This window comes from Acidovorax sp. GW821-FHT10E04, assembly GCF_059415185.1.
Genome location: NZ_JBWKMT010000008.1, coordinates 81,040 through 101,840, shown reverse-complemented (window position 1 = coordinate 101,840; position 20,801 = coordinate 81,040). Strand labels below are relative to the sequence as shown.

At 69.0% G+C, this 20,801-nt stretch carries 20 protein-coding genes; 4 read left to right on the top strand and 16 right to left on the bottom strand.

Annotation, left to right across the window (positions count from 1 at the left end; genetic code table 11):
• Window positions 1-98: 98 nt before the first annotated feature.
• From AC07OC_RS23090 to recG, 3 genes are all read right to left on the bottom strand, one after another.
• Window positions 99-1,838 carry a dipeptidase gene (locus AC07OC_RS23090; protein ID WP_218341236.1) on the bottom strand — a complete coding sequence of 580 codons (1,740 nt, stop codon included), beginning with the start codon at window positions 1,836-1,838 and terminating at the stop codon, window positions 99-101.
• 131 nt (window positions 1,839-1,969) lie between these two features.
• The gene (locus AC07OC_RS23085; RefSeq protein WP_218296808.1) at window positions 1,970-2,935 is read right to left on the bottom strand and encodes a LysR substrate-binding domain-containing protein; all 966 of its coding nucleotides are present in this window, start codon (window positions 2,933-2,935) and stop codon (window positions 1,970-1,972) included.
• 88 nt (window positions 2,936-3,023) lie between these two features.
• The gene (gene recG, locus AC07OC_RS23080) at window positions 3,024-5,252 is read right to left on the bottom strand and encodes an ATP-dependent DNA helicase RecG (protein ID WP_218341235.1); all 2,229 of its coding nucleotides are present in this window, start codon (window positions 5,250-5,252) and stop codon (window positions 3,024-3,026) included.
• A 145-nt stretch (window positions 5,253-5,397) separates the two neighbouring features.
• On the opposite strand from recG, the gene AC07OC_RS23075 reads away from it, so the two are divergent.
• Window positions 5,398-6,678: a cyclic di-GMP phosphodiesterase gene (locus tag AC07OC_RS23075; RefSeq protein ID WP_218296806.1), complete on the top strand. Its 1,281-nt coding sequence runs from the start codon at window positions 5,398-5,400 to the stop codon at window positions 6,676-6,678.
• Between the two features lie 82 nt (window positions 6,679-6,760).
• Window positions 6,761-7,885, top strand: coding sequence for a tRNA preQ1(34) S-adenosylmethionine ribosyltransferase-isomerase QueA (gene queA / locus AC07OC_RS23070; protein WP_218341234.1), 1,125 nt, complete (start codon window positions 6,761-6,763; stop codon window positions 7,883-7,885).
• Between the two features lie 40 nt (window positions 7,886-7,925).
• Here the strand turns inward: queA and AC07OC_RS23065 are convergent, their stop codons facing one another.
• Genes AC07OC_RS23065 through AC07OC_RS23055 form a run of 3 tightly spaced genes read right to left on the bottom strand, consistent with a single transcriptional unit; the run spans window position 7,926 to window position 9,562 of the window.
• Window positions 7,926-8,636 carry a hypothetical protein gene (locus tag AC07OC_RS23065; protein WP_218341233.1) on the bottom strand — a complete coding sequence of 237 codons (711 nt, stop codon included), beginning with the start codon at window positions 8,634-8,636 and terminating at the stop codon, window positions 7,926-7,928.
• 48 nt (window positions 8,637-8,684) lie between these two features.
• Entirely contained in the window at window positions 8,685-8,933 is a 249-nt protein-coding gene (locus tag AC07OC_RS23060; protein WP_218341232.1) for a helix-turn-helix domain-containing protein, read from the bottom strand.
• Between the two features lie 29 nt (window positions 8,934-8,962).
• Window positions 8,963-9,562, bottom strand: a complete 600-nt coding sequence (locus tag AC07OC_RS23055) for a DUF2975 domain-containing protein (protein WP_255591593.1) — start codon at window positions 9,560-9,562, stop codon at window positions 8,963-8,965.
• A gap of 179 nt (window positions 9,563-9,741) precedes the next feature.
• Between AC07OC_RS23055 and AC07OC_RS23050 the strand changes: the two genes are divergently transcribed.
• Window positions 9,742-10,443 (top strand): hypothetical protein, encoded by a 702-nt coding sequence (locus AC07OC_RS23050; RefSeq protein WP_494602336.1) that lies wholly within the window; start codon window positions 9,742-9,744, stop codon window positions 10,441-10,443.
• Here AC07OC_RS23050 and AC07OC_RS23045 read toward each other — a convergent pair.
• Both AC07OC_RS23045 and AC07OC_RS23040 read right to left on the bottom strand, forming a co-directional pair.
• Window positions 10,392-11,993 carry a gamma-glutamyltransferase family protein gene (locus tag AC07OC_RS23045; protein WP_218341230.1) on the bottom strand — a complete coding sequence of 534 codons (1,602 nt, stop codon included), beginning with the start codon at window positions 11,991-11,993 and terminating at the stop codon, window positions 10,392-10,394. The two genes, AC07OC_RS23050 and AC07OC_RS23045, sit on opposite strands and share 52 nt — an antisense overlap.
• A gap of 142 nt (window positions 11,994-12,135) precedes the next feature.
• Window positions 12,136-13,119, bottom strand: a complete 984-nt coding sequence (locus tag AC07OC_RS23040; protein ID WP_218296800.1) for a Bug family tripartite tricarboxylate transporter substrate binding protein — start codon at window positions 13,117-13,119, stop codon at window positions 12,136-12,138.
• A 229-nt stretch (window positions 13,120-13,348) separates the two neighbouring features.
• Between AC07OC_RS23040 and AC07OC_RS23035 the strand changes: the two genes are divergently transcribed.
• Complete coding sequence (locus tag AC07OC_RS23035; protein ID WP_218341229.1) at window positions 13,349-14,260, top strand: LysR family transcriptional regulator; 912 nt, start codon at window positions 13,349-13,351, stop codon at window positions 14,258-14,260.
• Between the two features lie 33 nt (window positions 14,261-14,293).
• Here AC07OC_RS23035 and AC07OC_RS23030 read toward each other — a convergent pair whose 3' ends face one another.
• The 8 genes from AC07OC_RS23030 to trpE form a co-directional block, all read right to left on the bottom strand.
• On the bottom strand, window positions 14,294-15,010 hold the full coding sequence (locus AC07OC_RS23030) for a uracil-DNA glycosylase (protein ID WP_218341228.1): 717 nt from the start codon (window positions 15,008-15,010) through the stop codon (window positions 14,294-14,296).
• Between the two features lie 68 nt (window positions 15,011-15,078).
• A complete protein-coding gene (gene trpC / locus AC07OC_RS23025) occupies window positions 15,079-15,879 on the bottom strand; it encodes an indole-3-glycerol phosphate synthase TrpC (RefSeq protein ID WP_218341227.1) in 801 nt (266 codons plus the stop codon).
• A gap of 181 nt (window positions 15,880-16,060) precedes the next feature.
• The gene (gene trpD / locus AC07OC_RS23020; protein WP_218296796.1) at window positions 16,061-17,092 is read right to left on the bottom strand and encodes an anthranilate phosphoribosyltransferase; all 1,032 of its coding nucleotides are present in this window, start codon (window positions 17,090-17,092) and stop codon (window positions 16,061-16,063) included.
• Window positions 17,093-17,129: 37 nt separating this feature from the next.
• Window positions 17,130-17,801: a LysE family translocator gene (locus AC07OC_RS23015; RefSeq protein WP_218341226.1), complete on the bottom strand. Its 672-nt coding sequence runs from the start codon at window positions 17,799-17,801 to the stop codon at window positions 17,130-17,132.
• 4 nt (window positions 17,802-17,805) lie between these two features.
• On the bottom strand, window positions 17,806-18,339 hold the full coding sequence (locus AC07OC_RS23010) for a DinB family protein (RefSeq protein WP_218341225.1): 534 nt from the start codon (window positions 18,337-18,339) through the stop codon (window positions 17,806-17,808).
• Window positions 18,336-18,908, bottom strand: a complete 573-nt coding sequence (locus tag AC07OC_RS23005) for an aminodeoxychorismate/anthranilate synthase component II (RefSeq protein ID WP_218296793.1) — start codon at window positions 18,906-18,908, stop codon at window positions 18,336-18,338. Before AC07OC_RS23005 ends, AC07OC_RS23010 begins: the two co-directional genes overlap by 4 nt.
• Entirely contained in the window at window positions 18,905-19,240 is a 336-nt protein-coding gene (locus AC07OC_RS23000; RefSeq protein ID WP_218341224.1) for a chorismate mutase, read from the bottom strand. The genes AC07OC_RS23005 and AC07OC_RS23000 overlap by 4 nt, the downstream gene beginning before the upstream one ends.
• Window positions 19,237-20,736 carry an anthranilate synthase component I gene (gene trpE, locus AC07OC_RS22995; protein ID WP_218296791.1) on the bottom strand — a complete coding sequence of 500 codons (1,500 nt, stop codon included), beginning with the start codon at window positions 20,734-20,736 and terminating at the stop codon, window positions 19,237-19,239. Before trpE ends, AC07OC_RS23000 begins: the two co-directional genes overlap by 4 nt.
• Window positions 20,737-20,801 lie beyond the last annotated feature (65 nt).

The window sequence follows — 20,801 nt, the reverse complement described above, 5'->3', positions numbered from 1 at the left end:
GGTCAATCGATGGAATCCGCCGCGCCATCGCAGCCCGGAAGGCTCCGGGCCACGGCGCGCGGCGGCTGGTGGTCACTGTAGCGCAGGCGCCAAAGCCATCACTGCATCTGGCTCAAATTCCCGATGCGCACGAGCATCTCGGTGAACATCTGCATGTCCGCGTCCAGGTCCACCACTTCCTTGAACTCCTTGGCGTTGTGGGCCGTGTACTTCTTGCCCGGCATGGCGGGGCCGAAGTTGATGGCGTTGGGCATGAGCTTGGCCGTGGTGCTGCCGGCCGTGGGCACGGGCTTGGCTTCCAGGCCCGTGGTGTCGCCAAAGGTGTTGAGCAGCGTGGAGAGCCACGCGCCCTTGGGGTCGCGGGCCATCCAGTTGCCCTGGCTGTGGTCCACCTCCACCGCCACGCCGGCCTGGGCGCCCCAGGCCTTGATCTTCGCGGCCGTCGCCTGGGAGAGCGCCTCGGGCGTGCTGCCGCGGGGCATGCGCACATTGACCAGCACGTCGACCTGGCCGTCCTTCTCGCGCACGAGGTTGGGCGACATGGTCAGCGGGCCCATGAAGTCGTCGGCATACGCCAGGCCCAGCGTGCGGCCCAGGTAGTCGGTGCCGTACAGGTCGGTGAGGTAGCGCACGGCCTGCGCGTAGCCGTTGGGGGCGAGCACCACGCCGGATTCCTTCAGGAACAGCGCCAGGCGCGGCAGCGGGTTCACGCCTTCTTCAGGGCGCGAGCCGTGGGCCGATGCGCCGGTGACCTTGACCTGCACGGCCGCGCCGTCCAGGGCCACATCGATGCTGAAGGGCCCGCCCTGCGGCTTGTACTTCTCGACGAATGCCGCCTTGGCAGCATTCAGGCGCGCAGCCACATCGGCCGCGTTGCCGCCCTGCAGCCTGGCCGTGGCGGTCTGCGGCACGGCGTTGGCCGATGCGGCGCCGGCCATGGCGGTGATGGCGGTGGCGCTGACGCTAGCCATCGATCCCAGCGCGAACGAGGCGCGCAGCGCGCCGGAGCCCTTCTCGGCCACCACGGCGGGGTACTTGCTGTCGAGCACGATGTTGTACTCGGGCAGTTCGGTCCTGGCGCGGTAGTACTTCATCGCGTCGCCACCGGTCTCTTCCGTCGTCTCGATCATGAGGCGGATGGTGCGCGACAGCGGCAGGCCGCTGTCCTTGACCGTCTTCATCGCATACAGCACGGCGGCGATCGAGCCCTTGTCGTCGATGGAGCCGCGGCCGTACAGGTTGCCGCCCACGCGCGTGAGTTTGAAGGGATCGAGGCGCGTGCCGTCGTCCAGCACCCATTCGTCGGCCACCACGGGCACCACGTCGGCGTGCGTGAGGATGCCGAACTCCTCCTTGCCCGTGCCGGGCAGCTTCACTTCAAAGATGCGGTTGTCCACATTGCGGTACTGCAGGCCAAAATCGCGGGCCATGCGTTCCACCAGCGCGCCGAAGGCGATGATGGACTTGTCCTCGTGCGGCGGCACTTTCTCGGACCGGAAGGTGGGGAGCGCCACCATCTTCGCCGTGGCGTCGATCACCGCGGATTGGTTGTGCAGGCGGTTGTACAGGCCGAGCAGGCGGCCGATGTTGACCAGGTCATCCCCCGCCAGCGGCTGCTTGGCCGCATAGGCCGCGACGCTGGCGCGCAGCATCGGGTTCTCGCGGGCGGCCTGGGTCAGGAACTCGCCGAAGCTGCCTTGTGCCGCAGCGGGCAGCGAAGCCACCAGGCGGTCCATGTCGGCCTTCTTGACCGTGCCCGCCGAGGGTGCGTTGGTGGGCATGCTGGTGCACGCGGCCAGGCCCAGGGCCAGGCCGGCGGCCATCAGGATTTTTTTCATCTATTGCTTTCCTTGGGTTGTGGAGTGCGCAGGGCGCCCGCGGTGCGCATGTGGCGCAGCCCCGCGGTGCGGGCGGCCCGAAAGCAGCCGCACGCCATGCGGGGCGAGAGTGTAGTCCCGCGCAGGCGGGGTCAGGACAGGCGCTTGACGCCGGGCAGCTCGCAGGCATACACGGCGTTGCGCAGTGCCGCGATGGCTTCGTAGCGCGTGAAGCTGCGCCGCCATGCCAGCACCACGCGGCGCATGGGCGGCGGCCCCCCGTCCTCTTCACGGATGGGCAGGTAGCGGATGTAGGTCTCGTCGCTCTTGCGGCGGCGTGACACGGTCAGCAGGGCGTCGCGCGGCACCGACAGGCGCGGCACCAGGGTCACGCCCATGCCCGCGGCCACCATGTGCTTGATGGTCTCCAGCGACGAGCCCTCGAAGGACTTGCGGATGCCCTCGGCATTGCTCGCAAAGCGCGCGAACTCGGGGCAGACCTCCAGCACGTGGTCGCGAAAGCAGTGGCCCGCCCCCAGCAGCAGCATGGTTTCACTCTTGAGTTCGGCGGCCGTCACGGATTTCTTGGCCGCCAGCGGGTGCGAACTGGGCACCGCCGCCATGAAGGGCTCGTCGTACAGCGGCGCCATGGCCAGGCCCGTGTCCGGAAACGGCTCGGCCAGGATGGCGCAGTCGATCTCGCCCGTGCGCAGCATTTCCAGCAGCTTCACCGTGAAATTCTCCTGCAGCATGAGCGGCATTTGCGGCGAGCGGCCGATGGCCTGGCGCACCAGGTCGGGCAGCAGATAGGGCCCGATGGTGTAGATCACGCCCAGGGTCAGCGGGCCGGCCAGCGGGTCCTTGCCGCGCTTGGCGATTTCCTTGATGGCCGCCGCCTGCTCCAGCACGCTCTGGGCCTGGCGCACGATCTCCTCGCCCAGCGGCGTGACCGAGACCTCGCCCGCGCTGCGCTCGAAGAGCTTCACGTCGAGCTCTTCCTCCAGCTTCTTGATCGCGACCGACAGCGTGGGCTGCGAGACATAGCAGGCATCGGCCGCATGGCCAAAGTGCTTCTCGCGCGCCACGGCGACGATGTACTTGAGTTCGGTCAGGGTCATGGTCTGTTCCTGGGCTGGGGGTGAATGGCAGTCCCCTGCCCATGCTGCGCGCGCGGCAGCGCGCGGCGGCTTGGGGGGAATGTCATCTTCATGCCTTCAGATAGTCCGATTTTCCACCCAACCAGCGCGCCACGTGTTGCGCCGCCAGGTCCGGGTGGCGGTCCAGCATCACCGGCGCCAGTTCGCGGGCCCAGTCGAGCAGCACGGTGTCGGTGGCCAGGTCGGCAAAACGCAGCAGCGCGTCGCCCGACTGGCGCGCGCCCAGGAACTCGCCGGGGCCCCGGATCTCCAGGTCGCGCCGGGCGATCTCGAAGCCGTCGTTGGTCTCGGCCATGGCACGCAGGCGCTCCTTGGCGGTCTCGCCCACGCGGCCGCTGTCGTTGGTGGCATACAGCAGCACGCAGGCGGACGCCGCCGCGCCGCGCCCCACGCGGCCGCGCAGCTGGTGCAGCTGCGACAGGCCAAAGCGCTCGGCATGCTCGATGACCATGAGCGAGGCGTTGGGCACGTCCACGCCCACCTCGATCACGGTGGTGCTGACCAGCACGCCCATCTGGCCGCTGGTGAACAGCGCCATCACCGCCTTCTTCTCGGCGCTGGGCATGCGCGAGTGCAGCAGCCCGACCATGACGCCGGGAAGCGCTTCGCTCAGATCGGCATGCGTCGCGGTGGCATTGGTCAGGTCCAGCGCCTCGCTCTCTTCGATCAGCGGGCACACCCAGTACACCTGCCGCCCGGCCTCCACCTGGGCGCCGATGCGCTCGATGACTTCGTCCTTGCGGCTGTCGGCGATCAGCTTGGTGACGATGGGCGTGCGGCCGGGGGGCAACTCGTCGATCACCGAGACGTCGAGGTCGGCGTAGTAGCTCATGGCCAGCGTGCGCGGAATCGGGGTCGCGCTCATCATCAGCATGTGCGGCTCCATGGGAACCTTGCGCCCCCACGCTCCGCCGCTGCGCGGGTCGCTGCCCCCCGAGGGGGCCGCGTCGCCTTGGGGCGGCCCGGCCGCGACGCCCTCCGCCAGCTTTTGCCGCAGCGCCAGCCGCTGCGCCACGCCAAAGCGGTGCTGCTCGTCGATGATGGCCAGCGCCAGGTTCTTGAACCGCACCTGCTCCTGGATCACGGCGTGGGTGCCCACCACCAGCGCCGCCTCGCCGCTCTCGACCAGCGCGAGCATGGCGGTGCGGTCCTTCTTCTTTTGCCCGCCCACCAGCCAGGCCACCCTGCGGCCGCGCGCGGCCAGGAGGGGTTCGAGCCAGCCGATCATCTTGGCGAAGTGCTGCTCGGCCAGGATCTCGGTGGGCGCCATCAGCGCGCACTGCCAGCCCGCGTCCATGGCCAGGCACGCGGCCAGGGCCGACACCACGGTCTTGCCCGATCCCACGTCGCCCTGCAGCAGCCGGTGCATGGGTACCTGGCGCGCCAGGTCGGCCGCGATCTCCTCGCCCACGCGGCGCTGCGCGGCGGTCAGGCTGAAGGGCAGCACGGCCATCAGTTGCTCGTGCAGCGGCAGCGCACCATCGGTGGGCCGACGCACCTTCAGCACCGGCGCACGCAGCATGTCCCGCGCGCGGCGTGATTGCTGCTGCGACAGCTGCTGGGCCAGCAGCTCCTCCACCTTCAGGCGCTGCCACGCGGGGTGGCTGTGGTCTTCCAGCGTGGACAGCGCCACATCCGGCGTGGGGTGGTGCAAAAAAGTGAGCGCCTCGCGCAGGCTGAACAAGCGCGGGAGGCCATTCTGGCTTGTAAAACGCGCATACGGCGGCTCGGTGCCGGGTGGCAGCGTGTCCGACAGGTCCACCCGGGCCAGCGCGCCAACCACCGCGCGGCGCAGGTAGGGCTGCGGCAAGCCGGCCGTGGTGGGGTAGACGGGCGTGAGCGCGGCGGGCAGCTCGCCGCCCGCGAGGCGGAATGCGGGGTGCAGCATCTGCCGGCCCCAGAACCCGCCCTTGACCTCGCCCCGGATGCGCAGGCGAGCGCCCACGGACAGAATCTTCTGGTGCGAGGGGTAGAAGCTGAAGAAGCGCAGCTCGCACGTGCCGGAGCCGTCCTCCACCTGCACCACCAGCTGGCGGCGCGGGCGCAGCTGCACCTCGCTGGCGGTCACGGTGGCTTCGATCTGGACCATCTGCCCGTCGCGCGCGCTGGCCAGCGGGGTGATGCGGGTTTCGTCCTCGTAGCGCAGGGGCAGGTGCAGGGCCAGGTCGATGTCGCGCTTGAGGCCCAGCTTCTGCAGCGCCTTCTGGGCCACCGATGCACCGCCCTTGGACACGGCAGGCGCCGCCGCCGCCGCCGGGGGGCTAGGGCGAATCGGCATTCACATGTCCCCTAGGGGAAACTCTGGATACGGCGGCGGGCATGTAGCGGGTTTTACGAACGACACGAATGGGCAAAAAGGCTACCATGGTTACCACTGCCAGCGCGTCAAGGCAGGCGCCTTTTCCGAGTCCAGGGGTCTTGCCATGCTCAAGCGCATCCAAATTCAGCACCTTACCCTGGGCATGTATCTGCACGAGTTCTGCGGCTCGTGGATGGAGCACCCCTTCTGGCGGGCCAAGTTCCTGCTGAGCGACCCCAAGGACCTCGCCCGCATCCAGGCCACCGCGATCCATGAATGCTGGATCGACACCTCCCGGGGCCGGGACGTGGCCCCCGGCACCGCCTCGGTGTCCCGCGAGGAGGTGGACGCCCAGATCGAGACGGACTTCAGCCGGCTGGAGGACCTGCCGCCCATCAAGGTCACGCTGCCCTCCCCACCCCCGCCGCCCAGGCGCGACCGCAAGCCCGCCGACATGAAGAGCGAGCTCAAGGCCGCCGCCGCCCTCTGCGTGAAATCCAGGGAGGCGGTGATTTCGATGTTCAACGAGGCACGCCTGGGGCGCGCGGTGGACTCCGCCAGCGCGCAGAGCCTGGTGGAGGAAATCTCGGACTCCGTCACCCGCAACCCGGGCGCGCTCATCAGCCTGGCGCGCCTGAAGACGGCGGACGACTACACCTACATGCATTCGGTGGCCGTGTGCGCGCTCATGGTGGCGCTGGCCAAACAGCTCAGGCTCAAGGACGACCAGCAGCGGCTGGCCGGCATGGCGGGCCTGCTGCACGACCTGGGCAAGGCCGCGGTACCGCTCGCGGTGCTCAACAAGCCCGGCAAGCTCACCGACCAGGAGTTCACCGTGGTGCGCAGCCATCCGGTGCAGGGCTTTCACATGCTCAAGGAAGGCGGCAACATGCCCGACGCGGTGCTGGACGCGTGCCTGCACCACCACGAGAAGGTGGACGGCTCCGGCTACCCGGACAAGCTGCAGGGCGACGGCATCAGCGTGATCGCGCGCATGACGGCGATCTGCGACGTGTACGACGCCATCACCTCCGACCGCCCCTACAAGCGCGGCTGGGACCCCGCCGAATCGCTGCGCCGCATGGCCGAATGGACCCAGGACCACTTCGACGCGCGGCTGTTCCAGGCGTTCGTCAAGAGCATCGGCATCTATCCCGTGGGCTCGCTCGTGCGGCTGACCTCGGGGCGCATCGGCGTGGTGACCGAGCAATCGGCCGCGGCGCTCACCACGCCCCACGTCAAGGTGTTCTTCTCCACCAATTCCGGCCTGCGCGTCCCGCCCGAGACGGTGGATCTCTCCGCCCCGGGGTGCCACGAGAAGATCGTCGCCCGCGAAGACCCGGACAAGTGGCGCTTTCCGGACCTGAACGAGCTGTGGTCGGGCTTTCCCGAAAAGACCTGGTAGGCCCGGCCCCCGGCCCCGCCGTGGGAAAATGGCGTCCTCCCCGCTTTTTTCTTGGCACGGGCCTGTCCGGCCCTCAAGCCCCATGACCGCATCCAGCCCGCCTGCCCCGCGCACCTACACGCTCAGCGACTTCGACTTCTCGCTGCCTCCCGAACTCATTGCCCAGCACCCCGCCGCCGAACGCAGCGCCTCGCGCCTGCTGGACGGACGCGCCATCGAGCCCGTGGACCGCATCTTCCGCGAGCTGCCCGGCCTGCTGCGCGAAGGCGACCTGCTGGTGTTCAACGACACCCGGGTGGTCAAGGCGCGCATCTTTGGCGAGAAGGCCAGCGGCGGCAAGCTGGAGCTCTTGATCGAGCGCGTGCTGCCCGCCGAAGCCGGCGGCACGGGCAACGAAGTCGTGGCCCACATGAAGGTCAGCAAGAAGCCGCTGCCCGGCAGCACCGTGCACATGGCGGGCGGCCGCCACGGCGGTGGTTTCGACGCCACGCTGCTGGGCCGCTGGCCCCATGACGACGGCCCGCTGTTCCGCTTTGCGCTGCACGGCCCCGCAGGCGAGTCGCCGTGGGAGCTGATGGACCGCCACGGCCACCTGCCGCTGCCGCCCTACATCGAGCGCCAGCAGAACACCGGCCACGACCCCGACGAAGCCGAGGACAGCCAGCGCTACCAAACGGTGTTTGCGCGCGCCCCCGGCGCCGTGGCCGCGCCCACCGCCGCGCTGCACTTCGACGAGGGCGTGCTGGCCGGCCTGGCCGCGCGCGGCATCGAGCGCGCCAGCGTCACGCTGCACGTGGGCGCGGGCACCTTCCAGCCCTGCAAGACCGAAAACCTGGCCGAGCACCAGATGCACAGCGAGTGGTACGAGGTGCCGCTGGCCACGCTGGCCGCCCTGGAGCGCTGCCGCCAGCGCGGTGGCCGCGTGGTGGCCGTGGGCACGACCACGGTGCGCACGCTCGAATCGTGGGCGAAGACCGGTCTGGCCACGGGCGACACCAGCATCTTCATCACGCCGGGCTTTGCTTTCCAGGTGGTGGATGTGCTGGTCACCAACTTCCACCTGCCCAAGAGCACGCTGATGATGCTGGTGAGCGCGTTCGCGGGCTATGCGCACACCATGGGCCTGTACCGGCACGCCATCGCGCAGGGGTACCGGTTCTTCAGCTACGGGGATGCGATGCTGCTGGAGCGCCCACCCGCGCGTTGACCGGCGATGCGGCCCTGCGGCTCCACGGCAATCGGCGGGGTCAAGGGCAGTTGCTGACGGGCGCCACGCGCGGTGCGGCGCCCACATCGGGCAGGCGATTGGCCGAGGGCAGCCGCACGCAGTAGGTGCCCGACGGGCTCTCCACCTGCGTGACCCGGGAGCCATCGCCACCGCGCCACTCGCGGGTCGAAATCGCAGCACCCAAGGGCCTGGCCGCTGGCGCGCCGTCTCCCACTGCCAGTTGCGCCGCCGGTACGGCACCGTGGCGGCGCTGCCATTCGCGCTCTTGGCGGTCGGCACGGCCCACGGCGTCGGGGCTCCAGCGCAGAGGTGCATCGGCCATCCGGCTGTCGGACGCAGGCAGCTCGGGCGCGGGCGCAGCGGCAGTCGCGGCCTGCGGAGGGGGCTGCTGCACGGCGCGTGCCGGGGTGCCGATGACCGTGCCGGTCACTGCATCGGTGGGCGCGTCGGCGCTGCGGTGGCGCTCTGCCGCACGCACCGGGCGCGATGCAGATGCGGGCGCGGAAACGGGACCCTTGGGGAGAGCCTGCGCACGCCCCGGGCCGAGCACCGCCATGGCGGGCTGCAGCACCTCGGCGTGCGTGATCCACTGCACCTCCATCGCTTGTCGCGGTGATGTGAATGGTTGCGGTGGTGCCGATAGCGATGGCGAGACGCGGCTGGTCGACAGATTCCACGCGGTCAGGATGACACCGTGCAGCAGCACCGAGGCCACCACGGCCACTGCCACGCGCCTGCGCCGGCTGACGGGAACGGCACCCCAGCCCCACCAGCGCACTTACACGCCTTCTTGCGCCGCGCCGTCGTCCGCGCCATCACCGCCGCTGTCCACCCACGCCAGCAGGTCGCCGGGCTGGCACTGCAGGTACTCGCAGATGGCCGAGAGCGTCTCGAAGCGCACGCCCTTGACCTTGCCGCTCTTGAGCAAGGACAGGTTGGCCTCGGTGATGCCCACATGGGCCGCCAGATCGCGCGACTTGACCTTGCGGCGCACCAGCATCTCATCCAGGGTGACAACAATCGTCATGGTGTGGCAGTCGCTCTCGGAACCTGTTTTCAGACAAACGCATCGGATTCGGCCTTCAGGCGGCTGCCCTCGGCGAGCACGTGGGCCAGCAGCAGCATCATCAGCCCGACCACCAGCACACTCATCTCGAACGAGCTCACGCTCAGCACGACCATACCGCCCTTTTGCCCCGACGCGAGCCACGACAGCATCGCCGAGACGCCGACCTGGTAGACCAGCGACGCCACGAACATCGCCAGAAAGCCCCAGCCCACGCCCCGAAACCCGCGCACGACCTCCGGCCCGAACACCTCGCCGCGCAAGAAGGCGCGGCAGATGCGGTGCACGCACAGCACGGTGTACAGCAGGGCCAGGCCGGGTATGCACTCCAGCGCCACGCCGAGCCAGCGCCAGGCGGCGTCCATCGTTGCCGGCGCGACCACGCCAGCCACCATGGCCTGCGCAGGCACCACCGTCACGGGCAGCCAGCGCCCCCAATCCATCGCATGCCCGATGGCGGCCCAGCGCGCCAACGACAGCCCGATGGACACCAGCGCACAGGCCCAACTGGCCACGAGCAGACCCCAGGCCAACCGCCGAAAGGCGGTGCTGTGGACCGATGAGCGCTGCAAATCAAGGGAATGAGGCATTTGGGCACCTGAGTTTTCTGCAAAACAATAATAACATGCCGTTTTACAGTAATTATTGCCCCATGCAACCCAGCTCCCTTTCTTCCCCGAGCAACCCCAAGCCCGCACCCGCACTGCTGCGCGCTACCGCCTCCGCTCTTTGCTGCAGTCGCCGGGCACCGTGGGGTCGACCCCTGCTGTTGGCTGTGTGCGCCGCGGTGCTGCTCGCCGCGTGCGGCAGCGTGCCGGTGTCGTCGCTCTGGAAGCTGCGCAAGCTGCAGATCGAGACGCTGGATCCGGCGGCGCTGCGCGCAGCCGTGGTGCACAGCCCGAGCCTGCAGTTGCACGGTCAGTCGCTGGTGCTGTCGGTGGGCGTGTCGCGCAAGGTGCGCCTGCCCGGCGACCGCGACACGGTGGAACGCCTGGAAGAAAAGCTGCCGCTGCAGGAGCTGCGCAGCACCGCGGAACGCAGCCCGCTGGCGCCGTACGAGTCCAGCCACACCGTGGTGCAGGTCTGGCGCATCGAGCCCGCCGACCTGCGGCGCCTGCAGGCGCTGCGCGACAAGGCCCTGGCCTGGAAGGCCGCCGACGACGGGCCGCGGGAACTGAGCCTGGGGCTGGAGCTGGCCGGCTGCCAGATGAAGAACAGCCCGAGGAACCAGGTGGTGAGCACCCTGCTGCGCTTCACCGACCCGGGCGAGTACATCCCTCTCGTGCGCAACATCGACGTGGCCGAGACCATGCCGCGGCGGAGCTGCAAAAGCGGTTTCCGGACTGCGCGCCCGGTTGACCCGCGCGCAGCGGCCGTGGGCAGCCTGCGCACCCGCCGCCAGCGCGCCGGGCCCGGTGGTCAGAACGCGACCGCGTGCCCGTCCTTGCGTGGGTCCGACCCGGCGATGTAGTGCCCGCCGTCGCGCAGGACCAGCTGGGCCCCGCCAAAGGCGAACACGCCGTTGCCCTCCTCCACCGTGACCTCGTGGCCGCGCGCACGCAGCGCCGCCACCACGGCGGGATCAAACGCGGGCTCCACGGCCACGCCCTTGCCGCCCGTCACGCGCCAGCGGGGCGCGTCGGCGGCGGCCTGCGGGTTCTGGCCGTAGCGCAGCACGCGCAGCGCCATCTGGGTGTGGCCCTGGCTCTGCATGGGGCCGCCCATCACGCCGAAGGCCATCTGCGGCGTGCCGTCCGAGTGCATCGCGAACGCCGGGATGATGGTGTGCGAGGGGCGCTTGCGCGGGCCCACTTCGTTGGCGTGGCCTGGCTTGAGGTTGAAGCCGTGGCCCCGGTTCTGCAGGCTGATGCCCGTGCCCGGCACCACCACGCCCGAGCCGAAGCCCATGTAGTTGGACTGGATGAACGAGACCATCATGCCCTGGCTATCTGCCGCCGCCAGGTACACCGTGCCGCCCGGGCGCGGCGCGCCGTGGCCCGGGTCGCCCGCGCGCTCGGGGTCGATGAGCGCCGCGCGGCCGCGCAGATAGTCCGCCTCCAGCAGCTCCTTCGGCGCGACACGCATCGCACCGATGTCGGCGTTGTACTGGTCCAGGTCGGCCAGCGCGAGCTTCATGGCCTCGATGCTCGCGTGCACCGTCTCCACGCTGTCGAGCGGGTGCGCGCCGATGCCGTGCGCGTCCAGCATGCCCAGCGCCATCAGCGCGGCAATGCCCTGGCCGTTGGGCGGGATCTCGTGGATCACCGAGTCGCCGAAGCGCTGCTCGATGGTGCCCACCCAGTCGGCCTGGTGCGAGGCGAGGTCTTCGAGCGTCATCGCGCCGCCGTGGGCCTGTGCATGGGCCACCATGCGCTCGGCGATCACGCCCCGGTAGAACGCCTCTCCCTGCGTTTCGGCGATCAGTTCCAGCGTGCGCGCATGGGCCTCGCTGCGGAAGATCTCGCCCGCCCGCGGTGCGCGGCCACCGGGCAGGAAGCACTCGGCAAAACCGGGCTGCGCGCCCAGCTTGGCGCCACCCAGCGCCCACAGGCGGGCGATGGTGGGCGACACCGGAAAACCATTGCGCGCATAGTCGATGGCGGGTTGCGCCAGCTGTGCGAAGGGCAGCTTGCCCAGGCGCCTGGACAGCGCCACCCACGCCGAGACGGCGCCCGGCACGGTCACCGCGTTCCACCCCGTCTCGGGTATGCCGCCCAGCTTCTTGAAATACTCCGGCGACCACGCGGCCGGTGAGCGGCCCGAGGCATTGAGACCGTGCAGTTCCTTGCCGTCCCACACGATGGCAAAGCCGTCGCTGCCGATGCCGCAGCCCGTGGGCTCGACCACGGTGAGCGCCATGGCGGCGGCGATGGCGGCATCCACCGCGTTGCCGCCCGCCAGCAGCATGCGCAGCCCCGCCTGCGCGGCCAGTGGCTGCGAGGTGGAGACCACATTGCGCCCCATGACCGCGCTGCGGTGGGAGGCGTAGGGAAGGGACCAGTCGAGGGTTGGGTTATTCATAGCGTTCTGACTCCGTGGCTCGCAAGGGTTGCGGTGCGTGGAAACTGGCGCGGCGCAAAGCGAGAGACGCCAAGGAAGGGCTGCCCCGCACCGAGGGTGTCGTCCCCCTCGGGGGAAGGCGCCGAAGGCGACTCAGGGGGGGCTACTCCACCGCGATTTTGTGCTGCCGGATCACCGTCGCCCAGCGGTTGCTGTCGGCCTGCACCATGGCACCAAACTGCGCGGGCGTGCGCGGCGCGGCAGGCTCCACGCCCAGCTTGGCCAGGCTCTCGGCCACTTCGGGCGCCTGCACTGCCTTGGCAAAGGCCTTGTGCACCTTGTCGACCAGCGCGGGCGGTGCGCCCGCGGGCAGGTACACGCCGAACCAGGTCACCGACGAATAACCGGGCAGGCCGGACTCGGCCAGCGTGGGCAGCTCGGGCGCCAGCGTGCTGCGCTTCTCGCTGGTCACGGCCAGGGCCCGCAGGCGGCCGGCCTTGGCGTGCGGCATGCCCGTGGGCAGCGAATCGAACAGCACGTGGGTCTGCCCGGCGATCAGGTCCGGAATGGCCAGCGCCGTGCCCTTGTAGGGGATGTGCGTCATCTCCACGCCGGCCTGCGCGCTGAAGGCTGCCGTGTTCAGGTGCACGATGGTGCCGTTGCCGCTGGTGGCGTAGTTGAGCTTGCCTGGATGGGCCTTGGCGTAGGCGATGAGTTCGCCCACGGTCTTGACCGGCAGCGAGTTGGTGACCAGCAGCACGCTGGGTGCGTCAGCCACGTGGACCACGGGCACAAAGTCCTTGCGCGGGTCGTAGGCCAGCTTGGGCATCAGATGGGGCGAGATGGCATGCGTGCTGCTGGTGGTCAGCAGCAGAGTGTAGCCATCGGGTGCGGCCTTGGCCGCCTCGGCCGTGCCCAGGGTGCCGCCGGCGCCGGGCTTGTTGTCCACGACCAGCTGCTGGCCCAGGTCGGCCGCCACGCGCTGTGTGACCACCCGGGCCACCAGGTCGGTGGCGCCGCTGGCCGGAAACGGCACGATGACCCGTACGGGCCGGTCGGGCCACGCGGCCTGCGCCTGTGCGCTGGCGCCCCACACCATCAACCAGGCCAGGCACACGACGCCACGGCCCCAGGGAAAAAGACGCATACAGGTACTCCAGAAGAAGGGGAAACGCGCGATGCCGGACCGCGCACGCAGACAGGGACAGGGGGAGCCGCAGGGCCCCGCCCGGGGGCAACCAGACAGCCATCTTAGGAAGCCAGCCCCCGGAAGACCAACGCCAAATAGGCAAGCAGCTTTGCCGTAGCAGCAAACCACTTCATACTTTGGGCCACCACCCGGCAATACGCCCCACTCCAGCCCCCCTGCCCTGCCCATGCGCCCCCAGCTCCTGCAAGACACCGCCCTGCGCTACTTCCTGGAGGTGGCGCACAGCGGTTCGCTCACCGAAGCCTCGGCACGGCTGCACGTAGCCGCTTCGGCGCTCAGCCGCCAGATCGCCGGGCTGGAGGCGCAGCTGGGCACGCCGCTGTTCGACCGCCACCCGCGCGGCATGGTGCTCACCGCGGCCGGAGAGATCCTGGCCGTGCACGCCCGGCGCACGGTGCTGGACGCCGAACGCGCGCTGGGCGAGATCGGCGCGCTGCAGGGCCTGCGCGCGGGGCAGGTGCGTCTGGCCACGTCGGACGCATTTGCCAACGAGTTGGTGCCGCGCCTGTGCGTGGAATTCCAGCGCACGCACACGGGCATCCAGTTCAGCGTGATCTCGCTGCCCACCGCCCAGGTGCCCGACGCGGTGCGCAGCGGCGCGGCCGACATCGGCCTGTGCTTCAGCCGTGCGCCGCACAAGGACATCGAGGTCGCCTACCGGCAAGGCGCTCCGGTGCTGGCACTCATCCCGCCCGGCCATGCGCTGGCGGAATCGGCCAGCGTCACGCTCGCGCAGATGGCCGCCTACCCCCTGGCCCTGCCGCCCGCCGAGACCACGGTGCGCCAGATGATCGACATCGTGTGCAGCCGCCAGGGCCTGCAGTTGGAGGCGGTGCTCATCAGCAACCATGCCAAGACGGTGCTCAACTTCGTGGCGCATGGCGGGGGGCTGTCGGTGGCCAGCGAGATCGCGGCACGCCACCTGGTGGCGGCGGGCGCCGTGGTGGCCGTGCCCATCAGCGACCCTGGCATGGACCTGCGCGACCTGGAGGTGCAGACCCTGGCGGGCCGCAGCCTGCCCGTGGCGGCGCAGGCCTTTCTCGACCTGCTCAAGGAGCGGCTGCCGGGGCGCTGGTAGACTGCGGAGGCGCAGCGCCGCCGCGCTGGCGCCTCAATACCCGTGCTGCGCCCGGAACGCGCGCGCCTTGCCGAAATGCCCGTTGCCGATGAACGGCACGGGCGGGCGCAGGGCGGACAGCGGCGAAGGGTGGTTGGACAGGAGCAGCAAGTGGCCTCGGTCCTGGGGGATCAGCGCGCGCTTGGATTGCGCGTGCGAGCCCCAGAGCATGAACACCACGGGCCGCTCGCCCTCGGCCACATGGCGGATGACCGCGTCGGTCAGGGCCTCCCAGCCCTTGCCGGCATGGCTGGCGGGCTGGCCCTCTTCCACCGTGAGGCCGGTGTTGAGCAACAGCACGCCGTTCTTCGCCCACTTGACCAGGCTGCCCCCCGGGTTCGGAAACGGCGGGAAAGCCACGCCCAGGTCGCGCTGCATTTCCTTGAAGATGTTCTGCAGCGAGGGCGGCAGGCGCACGCCCGGCGCCACCGAGAACGCCAGCCCTTCGGCCTGGCCGCGCCCGTGGTAGGGGTCCTGGCCCAGGATGACCACGCGCACCTCGTCCGGCGGCGTGAGTTCCAGCGCCCGCAGCGGGCGGGGCGGGAAGATCACCGCGCCCGCATCGAGCCGCGACTGCAGAAAGGCAAGCAGCGACTGGCCGCGCACACCGGCAAAGAAGTCATCGACCAGCGGCTGCCAGCCGGGAGCCACCGGCCAGTCCGCGGGGTCAGCGCTTTGCAGCTGGGTGGAGTTTGCAGCGGCGTCATTCATGGTCAAAAAGGCCTCTACCGCTTGATGGACAAGCGCAATCAGCTATCAAATAAGGAGCAAACAAGCAATCAGGCGAACAGCTTCGCCAGCGCTTCGCCCGGCTCCGGCGCGCGCATGAACGCCTCGCCCACCAAAAACGCGTGCACGCCGGCATCGCGCATGCGCTTCACGTCGTCAGGCTTCAGGATGCCCGACTCGGTGACCAGCAGCTGGTCGGCCGGCACATCCTTGAGCAGGCCCAGGGTGGTGTCCAGCGTGACCTCGAAGGTGCGCAGGTTGCGGTTGTTGATGCCCACCAGCGGCGTCTTGAGCCTGAGCGCGCGCTCCAGCTCGGCGCCGTCGTGCACCTCCACCAGCACCGCCATGTCCAGGCTGCGCGCAATGGCCTCGAAGTCTGCCATCTGGGCGTCGTCCAGGCTGGCTGCGATCAGCAAGATGGCATCGGCGCCCATCGCCCGGGACTCGTAGATCTGGTACGCATCGACCATGAAGTCCTTGCGCAGCACCGGCAGCTGGCAGCTGGCACGCGCCTGCTTGAGGTAGTCCACGCTGCCCTGGAAGAACTGCTTGTCCGTCAGCACCGACAGGCAGGCCGCGCTCACCTTGCCGTCGCCATCGGCATAGCTCTGTGCGATGTCGGCAGGGATGAAGTCGGCGCGCAGCACGCCCTTGCTGGGGCTGGCCTTCTTGACCTCGGCGATCACCGCCGCCTGGCCCTTGGCGATCTTGGCGCGCAGGGCTCCTTCGAAGTCGCGCGTGAGCACACGGCTCTCGGCATCGGCGCGGATGGCGTCGAGGGGCATGCGCTTCTTCGCAGCGGCCACTTCTTCGTGCTTGACGGCCACGATCTTGTTGAGGATGTCGCTCATGGGAAACCTGCCTTTTCAACCCCGGCGGGGTCGCGATTGAACGTTGAAACATGGCGCGAGCGCAACGCCCGCGCGGCCCAAAGCGGAGGACACCGCAGAGCTGGCTTTGCCAGGCTGCGGGTGTCGTCCCCCTTCCCGCAGGAGAAGGGGGAAGCGGCGCAACTGCTCAGGGGGTTGATTTTCATGCAGCCAGCGCATGCGTGCGCGTGACCATCTGATCGAGCTTGGCCAGCGCTGCGCCGGAGGCGACCGCAGCCCGCGCTTTGGCAAGACCTGCGGGCACCGAGTCGACCACATTGGCCGCATACAGTGCCACACCCGCGTTCAGGCAGACGATGTCCTGCGCGGCGCCCGGCTCGCCCTTGAGCACGCCGATCAGCATTTCGCGCGACTGCTCGGGGGATTCGACCTTCAAGGCGCGGTTGCTGGACATGGACATGCCGAAGTCCTCGGGGTGGATTTCGTACTCGGTGATCTGCCCGTTCTTCAGCTCGCCCACCAGCGTGGCCGCGCCCAGGCTGACTTCGTCCATGCCGTCGCGGCCGTAGACCACCATGGCGTGTTCGGCGCCCAGGCGCTGCAGTGCGCGCACCTGGATGCCGACGAGGTCAGGGTGGAACACGCCCATCAGGATGTTGGGCGCGCCGGCCGGGTTGGTCAGCGGTCCCAGGATGTTGAAGATGGTGCGCACGCCCAGCTCCTTGCGCACCGGGGCCACGTTCTTCATGGCCGGGTGGTGGTTGGGCGCGAACATGAATCCGATGCCGACCTCTGCAATGCACTGCGCGATCTGCTCGGGCTTGAGGTTGATGTGGATGCCCAGGGCCTCCATCACATCCGCGCTGCCGCTCTTGCTGGACACGCCGCGCCCGCCGTGCTTGCTGACCTTGGCGCCCGCCGCTGCGGCCACGAACATGGAGCAGGTGGAGATGTTGAAGGTGTTGGCGCCGTCGCCGCCCGTGCCCACGATGTCCACCAAGTGCTTGCTATCGGGCACATGGACCTTGGTGGAGAACTCGCGCATCACCTGCGCGGCGGCCGTGATCTCGCCGATGGTTTCCTTCTTCACGCGCAGGCCGGTGACGATGGCCGCCGTCATGACGGGCGAGAGCTCGCCGCTCATGATCATGCGCATCAGGTGCAGCATCTCGTCGTGGAAGATTTCGCGGTGCTCGATGGTGCGCTGTAGCGCTTCCTGGGGGGTGATGGACATGGTGTCTCCAGTGTCTTTGCGACGGTGTCTATCTAGTTCAATTCGACGGTTGGTCGGTGAAGGCGAGCTTGAGGCCAAAGCCGATGAACATCGCGCCTGCGATGCGGTCCAGCCAGTGCATGCCGCGCTGCACCGCGCCCATGCGGCGCGCCATCCAGCCTGCAGCCAGCGCCCAGCCCGTGTTGACGGGAATCGCGTTCACGTTGAACAGCACGCCCAGCAGCACGAAGGCCAGCGCCTTGTTCTCCGTGCCGGGCGCAATGAACTGCGGCACGAAGGCCAGGAAGAAGATCGCGACCTTGGGGTTGAGCACGTTGGTCCAGAAGCCGCCCAGGAAGATCTTGGACAGCGGCGTGGCAGCACCGGACGATGCCCCCGCCTGCGCCGCCGCGATGGCCGCCGCGCTGCCGCCATCGCCCGAGGGCTTGGACAGCAGCATGCGCACGCCCATCCACATCAGGTAGGCCGCGCCCACCCACTTGAGCACGGTGAACGCCGTGGCCGAGGTGGCCAGCAGCGCGCCCACGCCCACGGCGGCCGCGAAAATGTGCACGAAGCACCCGGCCGTGATGCCCAGGCCCGCCACGATGCCCGCGCGGGTACCGGACTTGAGGGCGTTGGACACGATGTAGAGCACGTCCGGGCCGGGCGTGAGGTTCAGCAGCCAGCCGGCCGCGATGAACATGAGCAGTTGGTGGCTGTCGGGCATGGTGTTACGACCAGCGTCGCTCCGGTTGCAGGCGGTGCAGGAAGGTGGTGAGCGAGTCGCGCGGCAGCGGTACGGAGTGCACCGCCAGGATGCGGCCGGCCGCGCCCCGGTGGTAGGTGCCGTGGACCACCACGTGGTTCAGTATCTCGGCCCGCGTCATGGTGCCGGTGTCGCCGTCGGTGAAGCGGAACTGCACGGGCTCGGCCAGCTGGTCTGCGGTGAGGCCGCCGGCGTACTGCAGGTACCAGTCGTCCGACGCGCGCACGGCCTCGCGCAGGGCTGGCAGTGCGGGCGTCTCTTCGGTGTTGGTGGCCACGTAGGCGGTCTGCGGCAGGCCCTGCAGGTGGCTCGCGAAGATGCGGTCCACCACGTAGGTGTGGTTCAGGATGCGCACGAAGAGCCGGCGGTCGCCTTCGGGCAATACCGCCTGTGACGCCTCGCCCAGCGCGAGCAACTCTTCATTGGCCCAGCGCTTGTACTGGAACAGCTGGGCGAGCGAGCCCGAGGAAGCTGCTGCAGCATCGGCCGGCGCCGTCATGCGCGCTGCTCCAGAAAGTTCTTCAGCATCGCGTGACCGTGTTCGGTGAGGATGCTTTCGGGGTGGAACTGCACGCCCTGGATGGCCAGCTCCTTGTGGCGCACGCCCATGATCTCGCCGTCATCCGTCCAGGCCGTGACCTGCAGTACGTCGGGGCACGCGGCGCGATCGATGGCCAGCGAGTGGTAGCGGTTCACGGTGAATTTTTCGGGCAGGCCCGCGAACACGCCCTGCTGTGTGGTGGTGATGACGCTGGTCTTGCCGTGCATCAGCTCCTGCGCGCGGACGATGGTGCCGCCGAAGGCCGCGCCGATGCTCTGGTGGCCCAGGCACACGCCCAGGATGGGCAGCTTGCCCGCGAAGTGCTGGATCGCCGCCACCGAGATGCCGGCCTCGGCGGGCGAGCACGGGCCGGGCGAGATCACCAGGCGGTCGGGCGCGCGCGCCGCAATGCCTTCAAGCGTGATTTCATCGTTGCGGAACACCTCGACCTCGGCACCCAGCTCGCCGAAGTACTGCACGATGTTGTAGGTGAAGCTGTCGTAGTTGTCGACCATCAAGAGTTTCATGCGGCGCTCCCGGCAGAGGCGGATTCGCGCAGGCGGGCGAACTCGCGGTGTTCATAGGCAATGCAGGCTTCCATGAGGCTGAGGTAGATGGCTTCCATCACGTCGGCATCGCCGCCTTCGGCCAGCGCCTGCTCGCGCACGCGGTCCACGATGGCCTGTATGCGCGCCTCATCGCGCACCTGCGTGGCGTCTTGCTTGATGCGTGCGGCCTGCGTCATGTAGCCCACGCGCTCCACCAGCAGGGGCACCAGCACGTCGTCCAGCCTGTTCACCTCGCGGCGCACGTCCGGCATGGCGGCGCAGGATTTGACTTTGTCGATGGCGCGGGTCATTCGAGGCCCTCCTCGACCAGTTCCGCCGCGCGCAGCAGGGCGCGGGCCTTGTGCTCGGTTTCCTTCCATTCCAGCTCGGGCACCGAGTCGGCCACCACGCCGGCGGCCGCCTGCACGTAGAGCGTGCCGTTCTTCACGATGCCGGTGCGGATGGCGATGGCCACGTCCATGTCGCCGGCGTAGCTCAGGTAGCCGCAGGCGCCGCCGTACAGGCCGCGCTTGGTGGGTTCGAGCTGGTCGATGATTTCCATCGCATGCACCTTGGGCGCGCCGGTGAGCGTGCCGGCGGGGAAGGTGGCCTTGAGCACGTCGATGGCCGTCATGCCGTCGTTGAGGATGCCTTCCACGTTGCTCACGATGTGCATCACGTGGCTGTAGCGCTCGATGGCGAAGGCCTCGGTGACCTTCACCGTGCCGGTCTTGGCGATGCGGCCGATGTCGTTGCGCGCCAGGTCGATCAGCATCACATGCTCGGCGCGCTCCTTGGGGTCGTTGATGAGCTCGACCTCGGCGGCCTTGTCCTTCTCCAGCGTGGCGCCACGGGGGCGCGTGCCGGCCAGGGGGCGGATGGTGACCTTCTGGCCGTCGGGCGTGTTCTCCTGGCGCACCAGGATCTCGGGGCTCGCGCCCACCACGTGGAAGTCGCCGAAGTCGTAGAAGTACATGTACGGCGACGGGTTCAGCGAGCGCAGCGCGCGGTACAGCGACAGGGGGCTTTCGGTGTAGCGCTTGTGGATGCGCTGGCCCACCTGCACCTGCATGAAATCACCGGCGGCGATCAGTTCCTTGGCGCGGTCCACGGCGGCGAGGTAGTCGGCCTTGGAGAAGTCGCGCTGCGCGGGGTGGCTCTCGGTGGGCTTGACGATGGGCGCGCTCACCGAATACTTGAGCTGGTCCTTCAGGTCGCGCAGGCGCTTCTTGGCCTTGGCGTAGGCCTCGGGCTGGGCCGGGTCGGCGTAGACGATGAGGTAGAGCTTGCCCGACAGGTTGTCGATGACGGCGAGTTCCTCGCACTGCAGCAGCAGGATGTCGGGGCAGCCCAGCGTGTCGGGCGGGCAGGTGTCTTCGAGCTTCTTTTCGATGTAGCGCACCGCGTCGTAGCCGAAGTAGCCGGCCAGGCCGCCGCAAAAGCGCGGAAGGCCGGGGCGCAAGGCCACCTTGAAGCGCTTCTGGTACGCCTCGATGAAGTCGAGCGGGTTGCCCGCTGCGGACTCCACCACCTCGCCGTTGGTCACCACCTCGGTCTTGGCGCTGGCGCCAAAACCGCTGGCGCGCAGCAGCGTGCGCGCGGGCAGGCCGATGAAGCTGTAGCGCCCGAAGCGCTCGCCGCCCACCACGGATTCGAGCAGGAAGCTGTGCTTGCCGCCGTCCTTGCTGTGGGCCAGCTTCAGGTACAGGGAGAGAGGGGTTTCCAGGTCCGCAAAGGCTTCCGCCATGAGCGGAATGCGGTTGTAGCCTTCGCCGGCCAGGCTTTTGAATTCAAGTTCTGTGATCACGGGGAGAGCTCCCAGCTGTGGCAGCGCGTGTCCCCCGGGCAATAAAAGGGGGCGCTGCGGTCCAT

What these genes read in the sequence shown, in the direction of transcription:
- AC07OC_RS23040 (WP_218296800.1), bottom strand. Translation starts at nt 13,119, where the DNA reads ATGCGTCTTTTTCCCTGGGGCCGTGGCGTCGTGTGCCTGGCCTGGTTG.
- AC07OC_RS23035 (WP_218341229.1), top strand. Translation starts at nt 13,349, where the DNA reads ATGCGCCCCCAGCTCCTGCAAGACACCGCCCTGCGCTACTTCCTGGAG.
- AC07OC_RS23015 (WP_218341226.1), bottom strand. Translation starts at nt 17,801, where the DNA reads ATGCCCGACAGCCACCAACTGCTCATGTTCATCGCGGCCGGCTGGCTG.
- trpD (WP_218296796.1), bottom strand. Translation starts at nt 17,092, where the DNA reads ATGTCCATCACCCCCCAGGAAGCGCTACAGCGCACCATCGAGCACCGC.
- recG (WP_218341235.1), bottom strand. Translation starts at nt 5,252, where the DNA reads ATGCCGATTCGCCCTAGCCCCCCGGCGGCGGCGGCGGCGCCTGCCGTG.
- queA (WP_218341234.1), top strand. Translation starts at nt 6,761, where the DNA reads ATGACCGCATCCAGCCCGCCTGCCCCGCGCACCTACACGCTCAGCGAC.
- AC07OC_RS23090 (WP_218341236.1), bottom strand. Translation starts at nt 1,838, where the DNA reads ATGAAAAAAATCCTGATGGCCGCCGGCCTGGCCCTGGGCCTGGCCGCG.
- AC07OC_RS23055 (WP_255591593.1), bottom strand. Translation starts at nt 9,562, where the DNA reads ATGCCTCATTCCCTTGATTTGCAGCGCTCATCGGTCCACAGCACCGCC.
- AC07OC_RS23075 (WP_218296806.1), top strand. Translation starts at nt 5,398, where the DNA reads ATGCTCAAGCGCATCCAAATTCAGCACCTTACCCTGGGCATGTATCTG.
- AC07OC_RS23085 (WP_218296808.1), bottom strand. Translation starts at nt 2,935, where the DNA reads ATGACCCTGACCGAACTCAAGTACATCGTCGCCGTGGCGCGCGAGAAG.
- trpC (WP_218341227.1), bottom strand. Translation starts at nt 15,879, where the DNA reads ATGAGCGACATCCTCAACAAGATCGTGGCCGTCAAGCACGAAGAAGTG.
- AC07OC_RS23005 (WP_218296793.1), bottom strand. Translation starts at nt 18,908, where the DNA reads ATGAAACTCTTGATGGTCGACAACTACGACAGCTTCACCTACAACATC.
- AC07OC_RS23060 (WP_218341232.1), bottom strand. Translation starts at nt 8,933, where the DNA reads ATGACGATTGTTGTCACCCTGGATGAGATGCTGGTGCGCCGCAAGGTC.
- AC07OC_RS23030 (WP_218341228.1), bottom strand. Translation starts at nt 15,010, where the DNA reads ATGAATGACGCCGCTGCAAACTCCACCCAGCTGCAAAGCGCTGACCCC.
- AC07OC_RS23000 (WP_218341224.1), bottom strand. Translation starts at nt 19,240, where the DNA reads ATGACCCGCGCCATCGACAAAGTCAAATCCTGCGCCGCCATGCCGGAC.
- AC07OC_RS23045 (WP_218341230.1), bottom strand. Translation starts at nt 11,993, where the DNA reads ATGAATAACCCAACCCTCGACTGGTCCCTTCCCTACGCCTCCCACCGC.
- AC07OC_RS23010 (WP_218341225.1), bottom strand. Translation starts at nt 18,339, where the DNA reads ATGACGGCGCCGGCCGATGCTGCAGCAGCTTCCTCGGGCTCGCTCGCC.